Here is a 14,321-nt window from a genome sequence, read left to right as displayed (position 1 = left end):
AACAGGCTGGATGTCCGATCATGCATGATCTCTTCCTCGCGGCGCGCGAGGCAATGGCGAAATGCTACGCGCCCTATTCCAAATTCCCGGTGGGGGCCGCGATCCGCACGACCGACGGCCGCGTCTTCGCCGGCTGCAACATCGAGGTGGCGTCCTATCCCGAAGGCTGGTGCGCCGAGACCACGGCGCTCGGCCACTACATCATGGGCGGCGGCGGCGAGATCGCTGAAATCGCCGTGGTGGCGGAGCGCATGGCGCGCATCACGCCCTGCGGCGGCTGCCGCCAGCGGCTGGCGGAGTTCGCCGGCCCGGATGCAAAGCTTTATCTCTGCGACGATGCCGGTGTCGTCGAGACGGTCACCATCGGCCAGATGCTTCCTTACGGCTTTGAAGGAAAGATCCTGAGATGACCGATGCCGTCGCCACGCTGGTCGAGCGGCTTGGCGGCCGCATGCCGACGGTCGCGGTCGTTCTTGGCTCCGGCCTCGGAGGGCTGGTCGACGAGGTCGAGGACGCGATCCGCATTCCCTATTCCGACCTGCCGGGATTTCCGAAGAGCGGAGTCACCGGCCATGCCGGCACGCTGGTCAGCGGCCGTTTCGGCGGCGCGGAAGTGCTGCTGCTTGCCGGCCGCTCGCATTATTACGAGCACGGCAACGCCGCCGCCATGCGCCCGGCCCTGGAAATCCTCGCTGCGATCGGCGTCACCACGCTGATCCTCACCAACGCCGCCGGCTCGCTCGATCCGGCGATGCCGCCGGGATCGGTGATGCTGATCGAGGATCATATCAACTTCGCCGGTGCCAATCCGCTGATCGGCGAGCCGACCGACGCGCGTTTCGTCGGGCTCACCGAAGCCTATGACCGCGATCTGCGCGCCGCGATCGTCAAGGCCGCCGAGGCGACCGGCACGCCGCTGCACAAGGGCGTCTACATGTGGTTCTCCGGCCCGTCCTTCGAGACGCCGGCCGAAATCCGCATGGCCCGCATCATGGGGGCCACCGCAGTCGGTATGTCGACGGTGCCGGAAGTCATCATCGCCCGCTTCCTTGGCCTGCGCGCCGCCGCCTGCTCGGTCATCACCAACCTCGCCGCTGGCATGACAGGGAACGAACTCTCGCATCAGGAGACCAAGGACATGGCGCCGCTCGGCGGGCGGAGGCTGGCGGCGGTGCTGAAGAAGATGTTCGAGGAGGGGATATGAGCGGCGCGGTTCTTCCCTCCCCCTTGAGGGGAGGGTGGCCGCGAAGCGGCCGGGTGGGGTCCTCGCGGCCAAACGCCAACGCACCTTTGCGTCGGAGCACTGCCGCGGCGACCCCTCCCGCCTCGCTTCGCTCGGCACCCTCCCCTCAAGGGGGAGGGAAAGACTGATGCTTCCCCAGGAAATCATCCGGCAAAAGCGCGACGGCAAAGCCCTGCCGTCCGACGACATTGCCGCCTTCATCGCCGGCCTCACCTCCGGCGCCGTCTCGGAGGGACAGGCGGCGGCGTTCGCCATGGCGGTCTTCTTCAACGGCATGCGCCGTGAGGAGGCGGTGGCGCTCACGCTCGCCATGCGCGATTCCGGCGAGGTGCTCGACTGGTCCGACCTGCCCGGCCCGACCACCGACAAGCATTCGACCGGCGGCATCGGCGACAATGTCTCGTTGATGCTGGCGCCGATCGTCGCGGCCTGCGGCGCCTATGTGCCGATGATCTCCGGACGCGGCCTGGGCCACACCGGCGGCACGCTGGACAAGATGGATGCCATCTCCGGCTATGTCAGCCAGCCCGACACTGCGCTCTTCCGCAAGGCAGTACTTTCCTCTGGCTGCGCTATCATCGGCCAGACCGCCGCGCTCGCTCCCGCCGACAAGCGCCTTTACGCCATCCGCGATGTTACCGCGACGGTGGAATCGATCCCGCTGATCACAGCCTCGATCCTGTCGAAGAAACTGGCGGCTGGGCTGCAGTCGCTGGTGCTCGACGTCAAGGTCGGCAACGGCGCCTTCATGGAAAAATCACGCGACGCGGCATCGCTTGCCAAAAGCCTCGTCGAGGTCGCCAACGGCGCAGGCCTGAAGACGTCGGCGCTGATCACCGCCATGAACGAGCCGCTGGCCTCGGCCGCCGGCAATGCCGTCGAGGTCGTCAACGCCGTCGATTTCCTCACCGGCCGCGTGCGCGGTCCGCGCCTCGAAAAGGTGACGCTGGCGCTCTCGGCCGAGATGCTGCTTTCCGCCGGCATTGCCGCTTCGCACGCCGACGGCTTTGCCAAGGCCCGGGAGGCGCTGGACACCGGCCGCGCCGCGGAGCGCTTCGCCCGCATGGTGCACGACCTCGGCGGCCCGGCGGATTTCATCGAGCGATCGGCCGGCCATCTGCCGCAGGCGCCGGTCGAGCGCGCCGTGCGTGCCGGACGCGCCGGCTTCGTCACCCACATCGCCACCCGCGACATCGGGCTGGCGGTCGTCGGTCTCGGCGGAGGCCGCACGCGCCCCGGCGACAGCGTCGACCTCGCGGTGGGCTTTACGCACTTGCTGCCGCTCGGCGCGGAAGTGCGACCCGGCGAACCGCTGGCCATGGTGCACGCCCGTGACGATGCCGCCGCCGACATTGCCGGCAAGGCGCTCGCCGCCGCCTATGAGATCGGCGAGGTCCGCCCCGCCGCCAAGGATCCGGTGGTGCGGCGGATTTCGGCCACGGAAACCTACTGAACCAGCAGCAGCGTACCGTCGCCGACCTCGAACTTCTTCAGCCGGTTCAGGAACGTCATGCCGATCAGCGTGGTGCTGAGCGACTGGTCGTCAAGCACCAGCGCCTCGACGTTCGGCACCATGATGCGGCCGATCTCCAGCCGCTCGATCATCACCACGGCGGCGCGCGCCTTGCCGTTGGCGGTGCTGACCGTGCCTTTCATGTCGGCAGACTGGATGCGCAGCCCAAGACGCCGCGCCGTTGACAGATTGATCGCCACCGCCGTCGCCCCCGTGTCGATCATCGCCTCGACCTTGCGGCCGTTGATCTTGAAGTCGCTGATATAATGACCCCGGTCGTCCGCGGGGATTTCCACCTTGCGGCCACTGAGCGAAGGGCTGGCGGATGCAGTCGCCGGCTTGATCTCCGCCTGAGGAACCGCCGCCACCAGCGTCTGGTCGGGTTGGCTCGGGCCGAGAAACGCCTCCAGCGCATCCGGATTCGCCTGGTAGAGCAGCGGCACGGAGGCCGATGCCCCGATACAGATACCGATGAGGATGGCGTTGCGCAGCATTTGAGACCCGTCTTGCTGCACCCATACATACCGCCGGAAAAACGAGGCAGCCTTAACGGTTCCGCTTTTCCGGCTTCTACTCGAAACCTGTGTAAACGAAGGGTTAACGGCGGCCGCAAATCTCCGCTATTTCGTGCCGTAGAGCCGGTCCCCGGCGTCGCCCAGGCCGGGCACGATATAACCCTTCTCGTTGAGCTGCCGGTCTATCGAGGCGGTGAACACCGGCACGTCGGGATGCGCGGTGGTGAAGCGCTGGATGCCTTCGGGCGCTGCCAGCAGGCAGAGATAGCGCAAATTCGTGGCGCCGCGTCCCTTCAGCTTGTCGATCGCCGCGATCGCCGAATTGGCGGTGGCGAGCATCGGGTCGACGACGATCACCAGCCGGTCGGCGAGGTCGCTCGGCGCCTTGAAGAAGTATTCGACGGCTTCGAGCGTCTCGTGGTCGCGGTAAAGACCGATATGGGCGACGCGCGCCGCCGGCACGAGGTCGAGCAGCCCTTCGAGCAGGCCGTTGCCGGCGCGCAGCACCGAGGCGAACACCAGTTTCTTGCCCTCAAGCGTCGGCGCTTCCATCGTCTCCATCGGCGTCTCGATGGTCGTCGTGGTGAGTTCGAGGTCCCGCGTCACCTCGTAGCCCAGCAGCAGCGAGATCTCGCGCAGCAGCCGCCGGAAACTCGCGGTGGACGTTTCCCTGTTGCGCATGATGGTCAGCTTGTGCTGCACGAGGGGGTGATCGACGACTGTGACGCCCATGGCCTGACCTTCCGCTTCTTATTGTGTCTCGGCATCCTATCCGGGCTTGGCGGCCGGCGAAATGCCGTGAGGCAGTGGTTGGGGGGTTTTCCCCGTAGTTGCGGCGGGAGAAACCGGGAGAAGAACGGTCTTCACCGCTTCTTCTCCAGCCGCGCCAGCAAAGCGCTCCGCGTCTTGCGGTCGACGAACGCCGCCTCGATCGAAGTGCGCGTCACCGCAGTCAGCGCCTTCTCGCTCATGCCGAAATGTTTCGCGGCGAGGTCGTACTCATTGCGCAGCGTCGTCCAGAAATAGGGCGGATCGTCGGAATTCAGCGTCACCTTGCAGCCGGCGGCGAGCAGGGCAGGGAACGGATGGCTGGCGAAATCCGGGAACACTTTCAGCGCGATGTTCGAGCCCGGGCAGCACTCCATCACGATGCCCTCGTCGGCGATGCGCTTCACCAGGTCCGGGTTCTCGATGGCGCGAACCCCATGGCCGATGCGACTCGGCTTCAGATGGTCCAGTGCGCCGGCGACACTCTCCCAGCCGCCGAACTCACCGGCGTGAACCGTGATGCCGAGCCCCGCCTCGCGGGCGATCTCAAAGGCGCGCACGAAATCCTCGATGTCGCCCATCCGCTCGTCGCCGCCCATGCCGAAGCCGGTCACCAGCGGATGTCCGCATTTGGCGGCGAAGCGCGCGGCGGCTTCTACGGCTTCCACGCCGAAATGCCGCACCCCGGTGACGATCATCCGGCCTTCGATGCCGGTCTTGTCGCGGGCGCGGATCATGCCTTCGCCCAGCGCCTCGGTATAGGCTTGCGGCGACAGGCCGGCGCGGCGCGCATGGTCGGGCGAGGTGAACACCTCGGAATAGATGGCGCCGTCGCGCGCCAGGCTGGTGAGATAATGCTCGGTCAACCGCGCATAATCTTCTTCGGTACGGAACAGATCGGCTGCAAAATCATAGGCTTGCAGAAAGGTGGTGAAATCGCTCCAGACGAAGGAGCCGTCCTGGATGAACGGTGAGGTGTCCGCCCCGTATTTGCGCGCCTGCCGGATCACCAGTTCCGGGTCGGCCGCGCCCTCGACATGGCAGTGGATTTCGGCAGTGAGCGGCATGGGCGGTCCTTCGAACGAATCGCGGGTCTTCACGGCAATGCTGGACAATAGCGTCCCCGCCGTGCATCGGGTATCTTGATCGCCGGAGAACGGGTCACGTTTATGACAGAACAACGGACAACCGCTGCGGGCGGCATGCAAACCTCATACGGCTTCCGCGAAGTGGCGGATGACGAGAAGCAGCCGCTGGTCGACGCCGTATTCCATCGGGTGGCGAACCGCTACGACCTGATGAACGATCTGATGTCGGGCGGCCTGCACCGGCTGTGGAAGGACGCGATGGTCGCCTGGCTCAATCCGCCGCGCCGCGCCGGCTGGCGCTCACTGGACGTTGCCGGCGGCACAGGCGACATCGCCTTCCGCATCGTCGATGCCTCGGCCGGCAACGCCGAGGCAACCGTGCTCGACATCAACGGCTCCATGCTGGCCGTTGGCCGCGAGCGGGCGGTGAAGCGCCGTCTGGAGGACAACGTCGATTTCGTCGAGGCGAACGCGGAAGAACTGCCTTTTCCAGACGAGACGTTCGAGGCCTACACCATAGCCTTCGGCATCCGCAATGTGCCGCATATCGACGCAGCGCTTGCCGAAGCTTTCCGTGTGCTGAAGCCCGGTGGACGCTTCCTTTGCCTCGAATTCTCCGAGGTCGACATGCCGATCCTCGACCGAGTCTACGAACAATGGTCGTTCAAGGCTATCCCGCCGATCGGCAAGATGGTGACCGGCGACGCCGAACCCTACGCCTACCTCGTGGAATCGATCCGAAAATTTCCCAACCAGGCGAATTTCGCCGATATGATCAGGCGGGCCGGTTTCGAGCGCGTGACCTGGCGGAATTATTCCGGCGGCATTGCGGCCCTGCATTCCGGCTGGAAGCTTTGACGCTCGCATGACCTCGATCGGAGCGGGCTTCAGGCTGGTCAGGGCCGGCTGGATCATGACGCGCGAAGGCGTCTTCGCGGCTTTGCCGGGCGAGGAGCTTTCCGGCGCCCCGCGCCTCGCCTGGCGGCTGACGAAATTCCTCGCGCGGCCCCGCGCCATGCGCCGCCAGCGCTCGGAACGGCTGGCCGGCGCCGTGTCGCGGCTGGGGCCGTCCTATGTAAAACTCGGCCAGTTCCTGGCGACGCGGCCGGACGTGGTCGGCAACGACATAGCGCTGGACCTCGCCAAGCTGCAGGACCGCATGGCGACCTTTCCGACCGCGCAGGCGGTCGAGGCGATCCAAGGCTCGCTCGGCCGCTCCATGTCCGACCTGTTCGTGACCTTCGAAGAGCCCGTCGCCGCCGCTTCGATCGCCCAGGTTCATCCCGCCGAGGTCATGCGCAACGGCGAGGTGCGAAAAGTCGCGGTAAAAGTCATCCGCCCTGGCGTGCGCCGCGCCTTCTTCCGCGACCTTGAAAGCTATTTCCTCGCGGCGCGCCTCCAGGAAAAATTCATTCCCTCCTCGCGCCGCCTTCGCCCGGTCGAGGTGACGCAGACGCTCGCCCAGACCACCAGGATCGAGATGGACCTGCGGCTGGAGGCGGCCGCTCTGTCGGAGATCGGCGAGAACACGCGCGACGATCCCGGCTTCCGCGTGCCGGCGGTCGACTGGGAGCGAACCGGCCGCGACGTCGTCACCATGGAATGGATCGACGGCATCAAGATGAACGACATCGAGGCATTGCGCGCCGCCGGCCACGATCTGAAGGCGATCGCCGCAAACCTCGTGCAGTCCTTCCTGCGCCACACACTGCGCGACGGTTTTTTCCATGCCGACATGCACCCGGGAAACCTGTTCGTCGAGGCGAACGGCACCATTGTCGCGGTGGACCTTGGCATATCGGGCCGCCTCGGCAAGAAGGAACGCCATTTCCTCGCCGAAATCCTGTTCGGTTTCATCACTCGCGACTACGTGCGCGTCGCCGAGGTGCATTTCGAGGCAGGTTACGTGCCGCGCCAGCACAATGTCGCGTCCTTCGCCCAGGCGATCCGCGCCATCGGCGAACCGATCCACGGCCAGCCGGCCGAGACGATTTCCATGGCGAAGCTGCTGACCTTGCTGTTCGAGGTGACGGAACTGTTCGACATGGAGACCCGGCCCGAACTCGTATTGCTGCAGAAGACCATGGTGGTGGTCGAGGGTGTGGCGCGTTCGCTCGACCCGGTCTTCAACATGTGGAAGACCTCGGAGCCGGTCGTCGGCCACTGGATCAGGCAGAATCTCGGGCCACGCGGCCTGCTGACCGACGCGCGCGACGGTGTCAGCGCTTTGCTGTCGCTGGCCCGCCAGGCGCCTGACCTCGCCGCCCGCACCGAGCGCCTTTCGCGCGAAATAGACAAGATGGCCGAACACGGCCTGCGCTTTGACGAGACGACCGCGCAGGCGATCGGCAAGGCGGAGGCCCGCCACACCCGCTCCGGCCGCATCGCGCTTTGGGTGATCGCGGCGGCGGTGGTCTGGATTGCGTGGAAGCTGGTGTGAGATCCCGAGCACCAGGAGCCAGCTAGGAAGCATATATCGGCGCGTTCCCGTCGTCTTTCATTGGAAGCGATCACGCCGAAGCTACGCAAGCATATGCGGCCGATGCCTGACATCAATGACATCAAAGTTGTCATTGATGTCAATGATGCGCTATGATCCGAAAGGTCGATCAGACCAGGAGCGTTCCGTGGCTAGGCTTACTATCCGCAACGTTGACGACAGTACCTTACAATGGCTGCGGGAGCGTGGTGCGCGGCGTGGCGTATCGATGGAGCAGGAGGCGCGCGACGTATTTGCGGCGTCCGTTGGTATGCCGACCGCTGAGGGTTTCGACCGTCGCGGTTTCCCGCCGGTAGGACAGGAAATTGGCGACAGGCCCGGCGGCGCAATTCGGAGGTAGCGTTGTGGGAACCCTAACCGTTCGCAATCTGGATGACGCCGTCAAGCAAAGACTCAGGGAGCGCGCTGCAAGGCGTGGTGTTTCGATGGAGCGGGAAATGCGTGAAATCATAAAGGAAAGGTCCGCGACGCCCCGCAGGAACACATCCATATTCGACGCTCTTACCCGCCTCGGCGTGAAGCCGGTGCGACCCTTCGACCAGAAATCCGTCTCCGATGAAATGTGGGACGAGGGAATCCGTTGAGCGGATATGTCATCGACAGTTCGGTCTACATCGCCATCTTGAACGCGGAGGAAGGTGTCGACGACTTCAAGATATTCCTTGATCGGGATGCCTCGTGCCGGGTGAGCGCCGCGACGCTGCATGAAAGTTTCTGCGTGTCGCGTCGCGCCGCCATAGCTGACGGAGCGGCGAGGTTGGAACAAATCGTGGAACTGGTTGGCGCCGACGTCGTCGCCTTCGACGCCATTCAACTGGATGTGGCCAAGTCCGCCTATTCCCGTTTCGGCCGAGGCTCCGGACATAAGGCGGGGCTCAACATGGGCGATTGCTTCTCCTATGCCTTGGCCAAGACCCGTAATCTGCCGCTGCTTTTTAAGGGCGACGATTTCGTCCATACGGACGTTGAGCCCGCGTTGAAACCGCTATAGGGGACTACCGTGACCCTCTCCGGCAAGCGCATCCTCCTGATCATCGGCGGCGGCATCGCCGCCTACAAGACGCTCGACCTGATCCGCCGCCTGCGCGAACGCGGCGCTTCGGTGCGGGCGGTGATGACTCACGCCGCGCAGGAATTCGTCACGCCTCTGTCGGTCGGCACGCTGACTGCCGATCGCGTCTTCAGCGACCTGTTCGACCGGAACGACGAGCATGACGTCGGCCATATCCGGCTGTCGCGCGAGGCTGACCTTGTCATCGTCGCGCCGGCCACCGCGGACCTGATGGCGAAAACGGCGAACGGCCTTGCCAACGACCTCGCCTCCGCCGTGCTGCTGGCCACCGACAAGACGGTGCTGATGGCGCCGGCCATGAACCCAAGAATGTGGTCGCATCCGGCGACGCGCCGCAACCGTGCAACACTGGCGAAGGACGGCGTTCTGTTCGTTGGCCCCAACAAGGGCGAGATGGCCGAAAGCGGCGAGGCGGGCGAGGGGCGGATGGCCGAGCCGCTGGAGATCGTCGCGGCGATTGAGGCGGCCTTGTCGCCGAAGCCAGGTCCGCTGTCCGGCAGGAAAATAATCGTCACCTCTGGCCCGACCCACGAGCCAATCGACCCGGTCCGCTACATCGCCAACCGTTCCTCCGGCAAGCAGGGCCACGCCATCGCCGCTGCCCTGGCTGCGCTTGGCGCAGACGTGCGGCTGGTCTCCGGACCTGTCAATGTGGCCGATCCGAAGAGCGTCCAAACAATACATGTCGAGACCGCTCGCGAGATGAAGGACGCCGTTGAAGCCGAATTGCCGGCCGATGCGGCGGTGTTCGTGGCAGCGGTTGCCGACTGGCGCAGTGACAGCGAGGCAGGCGCCAAGATCAAGAAGGTGGCGGGCGAAGGGCCGCCGGTGCTGCGCATGGTCGAAAACCCCGACATCCTCTCGACCGTCGGCCACCATGCCCGACGGCCGTATCTCGTGGTCGGTTTTGCCGCCGAGACCAACGATCTGATCGCCAATGCCCAGGCCAAGCTGAAGCGCAAGGGCGCCGACTTCATCGTCGCCAATGATGTCAGCGCGGAGGGCGGCGCCATGGGCGGCGACCGCAACCGTGTGCGGATCGTCTCGAAGGCCGGTGTCGAGGAATGGGCCGATATGCCGAAGGCCGAGGTTGCGAGACGGCTGGCCGACCTGATTGCGGCGCGGCTCAAGACCATCGCCATATAGGGCCGGCGAAAACCAGGCTTAAGCCGATGGTGACGGCTGGTTTTCTCCCTGCGAGGGCGAGTTGCCGGGCGTTTTGGGCTGCTGATTGAAGCTTGTCGCACCCGCATCCGAAGCCTTCGGCGTCAGATCGTTGTTTCCGCTGTCCTTTCCGGACTTCACGCCGTCTTCGTCCGGCAGCGGCGGTTGCGGCGACTTGACCGTCTCGTCGATGATCAATTCGAGGATGCCCCGCGCGATCTCGCGCTCGCCCATGATCACCGTGTCGGCGCCAAGTCCTTTCAGATGCTCGACTTCCGCGTCGAAATGGGCGCGGGCGATGACCACGATCGAAGGATTGGCGGCCCGCGCCCGCAGGATGACCTGTCCCGCCTCGAAAGCGTTCGGGATGGCCAGCACCAGCCGCTTCGCACCCGTCGGGTTCGCCGCGGCGAAGACCTGCGCATTGGCGGCGTTGCCCTCGACCACCTCGACCCCGTCGGCACGCAGTTTCGCGATCGTCTTGTCGCCGTCCTCTATCACCAGGAAGGGCAGGCCGGCCTTGCTGAGCGATTCCCCGACCAGGCTGCCGACGCGGCCATAGCCGATGAGGATCGTGTGGTTCGTCAATGTGGTCGGGGGCGGCGGGCCGTCCTCTTCCTTGTGCGCGGATTTGGCGGAAGGGGCGGGCGTCGCCAGTACGCCGGCCTCGGTGGCCGGACCGGCCGCCTTGATTTCCGCTGCCGCCGTACCCTTTCCGAAGCGGTTTTCGGCCCACGGTTTCAGCCGTTCCGCAACTGCGAACACGAGTGGATTGAGCACGATCGACAGGATCGCACCTGCGAGGATCAGGTCGCGGCCCTGCTCCGGCAATAGCCCGAGTCCGACGCCCAACTCCGCGAGAATGAACGAGAATTCGCCGATCTGCGCCAGGCTGGCGGAGATGATCAGCGCCGTGCCTATCGGATAGCGGAAGGCGACGACGATGAGGAAGGCTGCCGCCGATTTGCCGATGACGATGATGAACAGCGTCGCCAGGATCGGCCAGGTCTCTCGCAGCAGGCTGGTCGGATCGAACAGCATGCCGACCGAGACGAAGAACAGCACCGAGAACGCATCCCTGAGCGGCAGCGACTCTTCCGCCGCCCGATGCGAAAGCGGCGATTCGCTCATGATCATGCCGGCGAAGAAGGCGCCCAGCGCCAGCGACACGCCGAACAGCTTTGCCGCGCCGAAGGCGACGCCGAGCGCGATCGCCAGCACAGCCAGCCGGAACAATTCGCGCGATCCGGTATGCGCGACATAGTGCAGGAGCCACGGGATGATCCGCCGCCCGACCACCAGCATGACCGCCACGAAAGCGACGACCTTGGCCAGCGTAACGCCGAGCACCCCCCAGACGCCCAAGTCAAACTGGAACGCAGGCTGCGGCAAGGAGCGCTCGACGCCCGGCTCGACGCCGCCGAGCAGCCCGGCGATGGCCGGCAGGATGACCAGCGCCAGCACCATGGCGAGGTCTTCGACGATCAGCCAGCCGACGGCGATGCGCCCCCGCTCGGTCTCGATCATGCGCCGGTCCTGCAAGGCCTTCAGCAGCACGACCGTGCTGGCGACCGACAGGGCCAGGCCGAAGACGAGGCCGGCGCCGGGCGACCAGCCGAGCATCCAGGCAAGTGCCGCGCCGAGTGCGGTGGCGAAACCGATCTGCACGACCGCGCCGGGCACGGCTATGGCGCGTACCGAAAGCAGGTCCTTCAGCGAAAAATGCAGGCCGACGCCGAACATCAGCAGGATGACGCCGATCTCGGCGAGTTCCAGCGCCAGTTCCTGGTCGGCGACGAAACCCGGCGTGTTCGGGCCGACCAGAATACCGGCGATCAGGTAGCCGACCAGCGGTGGAATGCGAAAACGATTGGCGAGCGCGCCGAGAATGAAAGCCAGCCCCAGACCGGCGACGATGGTGGCGATAAGGGGCGTTTCATGCGGCATCGTTCAGGTGTCGCCTTTCAGGTCCGGGAGCTTTTGGGAAGCGCGAAAGCGCTGTCTTTCCAATATGGTGGATTGGGTGGGGCGCGCGCAACCCTTGGCGGTCATGTTTGTCGATTTGACGACGCAAAATGGATCGAAGGAAACCGGCTTTCAGGAGCGCTCTTCGAGCAGGTCGAGATCAATATTCTGGCCGCCGTAGAAGATTCCGAGGATCATCACCCGTTGTTGCTCGATGGCAAAGACGATGCTGACCCTGCGCCGATAGCCGACGACCGAATGGCGCGGGGTCCTTCGGACCCCACAGTGCCTCTTTCCGGAAACGTCGAAAAGCCGAGGCAATAGTCGCGAAGGCCGCTCACGAATGTCCAGGCAATGGTCGGAGATGCGCGCTTCTCGATATAATCGTAGAGTTTTCCGAGTTCGTCTTCAGCCCTCGGGTGAGGTAGCGAAAATACTGGCTTCGACAGGCTATCAAGCCGTCATCCGTATCTTCTGATCTCCGGCTTCAGCCTCAGTCGCCCTGCTTGCCCACTCGTCTTGGTTCGTCGGTCGCAGCCGCGCAACGGCACTGTTGCGCGGCTCGAGTGTCTTCCCACATGTTGGTTTAGGGCCTGTTGAGATTCATCTTGAGTTTATTATGGCAGCGGCGAGATGGATGATGCCGCTGAAGCTCTGGTCGGTTTTGTCGGCACGCATGGCGATGCGCTTGAATTCTTTGAGTTTGCAGAAGAAGTTCTCGATCAGATGACGCCATTTGTACATTTCGATATCGATCAGGATGGGCTTCGTCCGGCGCGGATGCTGGGAGATGACGATCTTGGCGCCACGCTCGTTGAGGTCGGCGATGATGCTGTTGCTGTCGAAGGCCTTGTCGGCGATCAAGGCGTCGAAGGAGAGGCCCTTGATGAGCGGATCGACACCGACCGTATCGAAACGCTGACCCGGCAGCAGGACGAAGCGCACGAGATTGCCCAGCGCGTCGGTAAGGGCCAGGATCTTGGTGGTCATGCCGCCTTTGGAGCGGCCTATGGCCTGGCTTTGAGTCCCCCTTTTGCGCCCTGGCCGTGGCGATGGACCTTGACGATGGTGGCGTCGACCATGGCGTATTCCATGTCGGGCGCTTCTGAACAAGCCTCGAAAAGCCGAATGAAAACATCGGCTTTGACCCAATCGCGGTATCGCTTGAAAACGCTGTTCCAGTTGCCGAACAAAGCCGGAAGGTCACGCCATGGGCTGCCGGTTCGCAAAATCCACAACACAGCTTCAAAGAAACGCCGGTTATCCCTTCCGCTTCGTCCCGGATCGGTGCGCTTACCCAGGCAATGCGGTTCCATCTTCGCCCATTGGGCGTCCGTCAACACAAATCGGTCCATCCAAAGCTTGAATTACAACCAAGCCAAAAGTGGAATCCTGAATCTCAACAGGCCCTAGCCAGACCGCTGCTCGTCAGAGGTCAAAGCGCAGCGAGATGCCGGGGCTCCGATAGTATCGCGGGTAATAGCGCGGTGCGAAACCATAGCTTCGGCCGTAATACCGGCCGTAGTGCCGGCCACGGTAGCAGTCGCCGTAGTAGTAGCACTGCTGACGTGCGTATCGCCGGTAGGCGCGGCGCTCCGCGCGGCGCTGTTGCCGCTTCCAATGACGATAGGTGTGGGCGACCTGCTGCACGTCCGTGCGGCCCTGCTCTGCCTGCGGAACGAAAATCGGAGCGGCATTGGCTGGCACCGGCACGGCCACGGCAACCGAGGCTGCCAGCGCAGTGGCCATCAACCCAGATAAAAGCGTTTTCATCGCTGCCTCCTGGTTGGTTGGGTCTTGAGCCCAACGATACAGCCGCGGATACGGTTCCGAACAAGCGTTCACTGTATATTACGCTGGTGTCGGAAAAGATGTGCCTTCGCTGATCCGCTTCGCCATCACGCTGCCATGAGCATCTTCTCGATCTCCGGCACCGGATGATTGGTCAGCGTCTTCGGATATTCGGCCACCACCATCGCTTCGACCTCCTTGTGGAGGTTCTTGCGCATCTCGCCGAGCACGACGGGCGGTGCGATCAGGATGATCTGGTTGAAGTCGCCGCGATGCGCGGCCTTATAGAGTTTTTCGGTGATCTCCACCGCGAACCGTTCCTTGGCCATCTTGTGCCAGTCGGTGTCGGCGACCGCGCTGCGATGCGGCGAGGGGCCGTCATTGAAGCGGCCCGGCTTGTCCGAGCCCTGCTCGCGCGTTGGCGGATTCTCTTCGGAGAGTTCGCGCACGACCTCGAAATCCGGATAAAGCCCGTCTCCCTTGTTCTCCAGAAACAGCGCCTTCTCGCCATCGGCAACCACGACCCATATGCCGTGTTTGAGTTTCGCGGCCATGCGGCAATCTCCTTCTTTCCCGTCGGACGTGAAGCATCGGGCGATGCCTCGCTGGGCTAACGCAAGCCGGCCGTCCGGGGTTCCTCGCGATAAAAACGTGCCAAGAAACGGCGCTGCGGAAAAATTTTCTTCCGCTCTTCGCACTTGC

The 14,321-nt window shown here is 64.3% G+C and carries 17 protein-coding genes; 10 read left to right on the top strand and 7 right to left on the bottom strand.

Annotation, left to right across the window (positions count from 1 at the left end; all coding sequences use genetic code 11):
- The first annotated feature begins 17 nt into the window (after positions 1 to 17).
- The 3 genes from cdd (at position 18) to deoA (ending at position 2,696) form a co-directional block, all read left to right on the top strand.
- Positions 18 to 410 (top strand): cytidine deaminase, encoded by a 393-nt coding sequence (cdd, locus tag ACSBOB_RS29530; RefSeq protein ID WP_442583873.1) that lies wholly within the window; start codon positions 18 to 20, stop codon positions 408 to 410.
- The gene (locus tag ACSBOB_RS29525; RefSeq protein ID WP_442579586.1) at positions 407 to 1,204 is read left to right on the top strand and encodes a purine-nucleoside phosphorylase; all 798 of its coding nucleotides are present in this window, start codon (positions 407 to 409) and stop codon (positions 1,202 to 1,204) included. Before cdd ends, ACSBOB_RS29525 begins: the two co-directional genes overlap by 4 nt.
- Before the next feature lie 166 nt (positions 1,205 to 1,370).
- Positions 1,371 to 2,696, top strand: a complete 1,326-nt coding sequence (deoA, locus tag ACSBOB_RS29520) for a thymidine phosphorylase (RefSeq protein ID WP_442579585.1) — start codon at positions 1,371 to 1,373, stop codon at positions 2,694 to 2,696.
- Here the strand turns inward: deoA and ACSBOB_RS29515 are convergent.
- From ACSBOB_RS29515 to ACSBOB_RS29505, 3 genes are all read right to left on the bottom strand, one after another.
- A complete protein-coding gene (locus ACSBOB_RS29515; protein WP_442579584.1) occupies positions 2,690 to 3,250 on the bottom strand; it encodes a retropepsin-like aspartic protease family protein in 561 nt (186 codons plus the stop codon). The genes deoA and ACSBOB_RS29515 overlap by 7 nt on opposite strands.
- 126 nt (positions 3,251 to 3,376) lie before the next feature.
- The gene (gene upp / locus ACSBOB_RS29510; RefSeq protein ID WP_442579583.1) at positions 3,377 to 4,003 is read right to left on the bottom strand and encodes a uracil phosphoribosyltransferase; all 627 of its coding nucleotides are present in this window, start codon (positions 4,001 to 4,003) and stop codon (positions 3,377 to 3,379) included.
- A 131-nt stretch (positions 4,004 to 4,134) separates the two neighbouring features.
- The gene (locus ACSBOB_RS29505) at positions 4,135 to 5,106 is read right to left on the bottom strand and encodes an adenosine deaminase (RefSeq protein WP_442579582.1); all 972 of its coding nucleotides are present in this window, start codon (positions 5,104 to 5,106) and stop codon (positions 4,135 to 4,137) included.
- Positions 5,107 to 5,208: 102 nt separating this feature from the next.
- Between ACSBOB_RS29505 and ubiE the strand changes: the two genes are divergently transcribed.
- The 6 genes from ubiE (at position 5,209) to coaBC (ending at position 9,845) form a co-directional block, all read left to right on the top strand.
- Positions 5,209 to 5,985, top strand: coding sequence for a bifunctional demethylmenaquinone methyltransferase/2-methoxy-6-polyprenyl-1,4-benzoquinol methylase UbiE (gene ubiE, locus ACSBOB_RS29500; RefSeq protein ID WP_442579581.1), 777 nt, complete (start codon positions 5,209 to 5,211; stop codon positions 5,983 to 5,985).
- Positions 5,986 to 5,992: 7 nt separating this feature from the next.
- Positions 5,993 to 7,567 carry a 2-polyprenylphenol 6-hydroxylase gene (gene ubiB / locus ACSBOB_RS29495; RefSeq protein WP_442579580.1) on the top strand — a complete coding sequence of 525 codons (1,575 nt, stop codon included), beginning with the start codon at positions 5,993 to 5,995 and terminating at the stop codon, positions 7,565 to 7,567.
- A gap of 115 nt (positions 7,568 to 7,682) precedes the next feature.
- Positions 7,683 to 7,967, top strand: a complete 285-nt coding sequence (locus ACSBOB_RS29490) for a FitA-like ribbon-helix-helix domain-containing protein (RefSeq protein ID WP_442579579.1) — start codon at positions 7,683 to 7,685, stop codon at positions 7,965 to 7,967.
- Between the two features lie 4 nt (positions 7,968 to 7,971).
- Positions 7,972 to 8,211: a FitA-like ribbon-helix-helix domain-containing protein gene (locus ACSBOB_RS29485; protein ID WP_442579578.1), complete on the top strand. Its 240-nt coding sequence runs from the start codon at positions 7,972 to 7,974 to the stop codon at positions 8,209 to 8,211.
- Entirely contained in the window at positions 8,208 to 8,618 is a 411-nt protein-coding gene (locus ACSBOB_RS29480; protein WP_442579577.1) for a type II toxin-antitoxin system VapC family toxin, read from the top strand. Before ACSBOB_RS29485 ends, ACSBOB_RS29480 begins: the two co-directional genes overlap by 4 nt.
- Before the next feature lie 9 nt (positions 8,619 to 8,627).
- Positions 8,628 to 9,845: a bifunctional phosphopantothenoylcysteine decarboxylase/phosphopantothenate--cysteine ligase CoaBC gene (gene coaBC, locus ACSBOB_RS29475; RefSeq protein ID WP_442579576.1), complete on the top strand. Its 1,218-nt coding sequence runs from the start codon at positions 8,628 to 8,630 to the stop codon at positions 9,843 to 9,845.
- Between the two features lie 18 nt (positions 9,846 to 9,863).
- Here the strand turns inward: coaBC and ACSBOB_RS29470 are convergent, their stop codons facing one another.
- Positions 9,864 to 11,810, bottom strand: a complete 1,947-nt coding sequence (locus ACSBOB_RS29470) for a cation:proton antiporter domain-containing protein (protein WP_442579575.1) — start codon at positions 11,808 to 11,810, stop codon at positions 9,864 to 9,866.
- Here ACSBOB_RS29470 and ACSBOB_RS29465 point away from each other — a divergent pair.
- A complete protein-coding gene (locus ACSBOB_RS29465; protein ID WP_442579574.1) occupies positions 11,802 to 12,152 on the top strand; it encodes a hypothetical protein in 351 nt (116 codons plus the stop codon). The genes ACSBOB_RS29470 and ACSBOB_RS29465 overlap by 9 nt on opposite strands.
- A 279-nt stretch (positions 12,153 to 12,431) precedes the next feature.
- On the opposite strand, the gene ACSBOB_RS29460 is transcribed toward ACSBOB_RS29465, so the two are convergent.
- The 3 genes from ACSBOB_RS29460 to ACSBOB_RS29450 all read right to left on the bottom strand — a co-directional run bounded on the left by ACSBOB_RS29460 (position 12,432) and on the right by ACSBOB_RS29450 (position 14,173).
- A protein-coding gene (locus ACSBOB_RS29460) for an IS5 family transposase (RefSeq protein ID WP_442579573.1) occupies positions 12,432 to 13,183 on the bottom strand; the annotation gives its coding sequence in 2 pieces (ribosomal slippage) (positions 12,432 to 12,853 and positions 12,853 to 13,183; 753 coding nt in all).
- Between the two features lie 73 nt (positions 13,184 to 13,256).
- Entirely contained in the window at positions 13,257 to 13,601 is a 345-nt protein-coding gene (locus ACSBOB_RS29455) for a hypothetical protein (RefSeq protein ID WP_442579572.1), read from the bottom strand.
- A gap of 125 nt (positions 13,602 to 13,726) precedes the next feature.
- Entirely contained in the window at positions 13,727 to 14,173 is a 447-nt protein-coding gene (locus ACSBOB_RS29450) for a host attachment family protein (protein WP_442579571.1), read from the bottom strand.
- Positions 14,174 to 14,321 lie beyond the last annotated feature (148 nt).

The sequence above is a fragment of the Mesorhizobium sp. KACC 23794 genome, from assembly GCF_052180275.1.
Classification (GTDB): domain Bacteria; phylum Pseudomonadota; class Alphaproteobacteria; order Rhizobiales; family Rhizobiaceae; genus Kumtagia.
This window is presented reverse-complemented; position numbering and strand designations above follow the sequence as displayed.

What these genes read in the sequence shown, in the direction of transcription:
- ACSBOB_RS29515 (WP_442579584.1), bottom strand. Translation starts at nt 3,250, where the DNA reads ATGCTGCGCAACGCCATCCTCATCGGTATCTGTATCGGGGCATCGGCC.
- ACSBOB_RS29465 (WP_442579574.1), top strand. Translation starts at nt 11,802, where the DNA reads ATGCGGCATCGTTCAGGTGTCGCCTTTCAGGTCCGGGAGCTTTTGGGA.
- ubiB (WP_442579580.1), top strand. Translation starts at nt 5,993, where the DNA reads ATGACCTCGATCGGAGCGGGCTTCAGGCTGGTCAGGGCCGGCTGGATC.
- deoA (WP_442579585.1), top strand. Translation starts at nt 1,371, where the DNA reads ATGCTTCCCCAGGAAATCATCCGGCAAAAGCGCGACGGCAAAGCCCTG.
- ACSBOB_RS29450 (WP_442579571.1), bottom strand. Translation starts at nt 14,173, where the DNA reads ATGGCCGCGAAACTCAAACACGGCATATGGGTCGTGGTTGCCGATGGC.
- ACSBOB_RS29470 (WP_442579575.1), bottom strand. Translation starts at nt 11,810, where the DNA reads ATGCCGCATGAAACGCCCCTTATCGCCACCATCGTCGCCGGTCTGGGG.
- ACSBOB_RS29525 (WP_442579586.1), top strand. Translation starts at nt 407, where the DNA reads ATGACCGATGCCGTCGCCACGCTGGTCGAGCGGCTTGGCGGCCGCATG.
- ACSBOB_RS29455 (WP_442579572.1), bottom strand. Translation starts at nt 13,601, where the DNA reads ATGAAAACGCTTTTATCTGGGTTGATGGCCACTGCGCTGGCAGCCTCG.
- upp (WP_442579583.1), bottom strand. Translation starts at nt 4,003, where the DNA reads ATGGGCGTCACAGTCGTCGATCACCCCCTCGTGCAGCACAAGCTGACC.
- ubiE (WP_442579581.1), top strand. Translation starts at nt 5,209, where the DNA reads ATGACAGAACAACGGACAACCGCTGCGGGCGGCATGCAAACCTCATAC.
- ACSBOB_RS29490 (WP_442579579.1), top strand. Translation starts at nt 7,683, where the DNA reads ATGACATCAAAGTTGTCATTGATGTCAATGATGCGCTATGATCCGAAA.
- ACSBOB_RS29505 (WP_442579582.1), bottom strand. Translation starts at nt 5,106, where the DNA reads ATGCCGCTCACTGCCGAAATCCACTGCCATGTCGAGGGCGCGGCCGAC.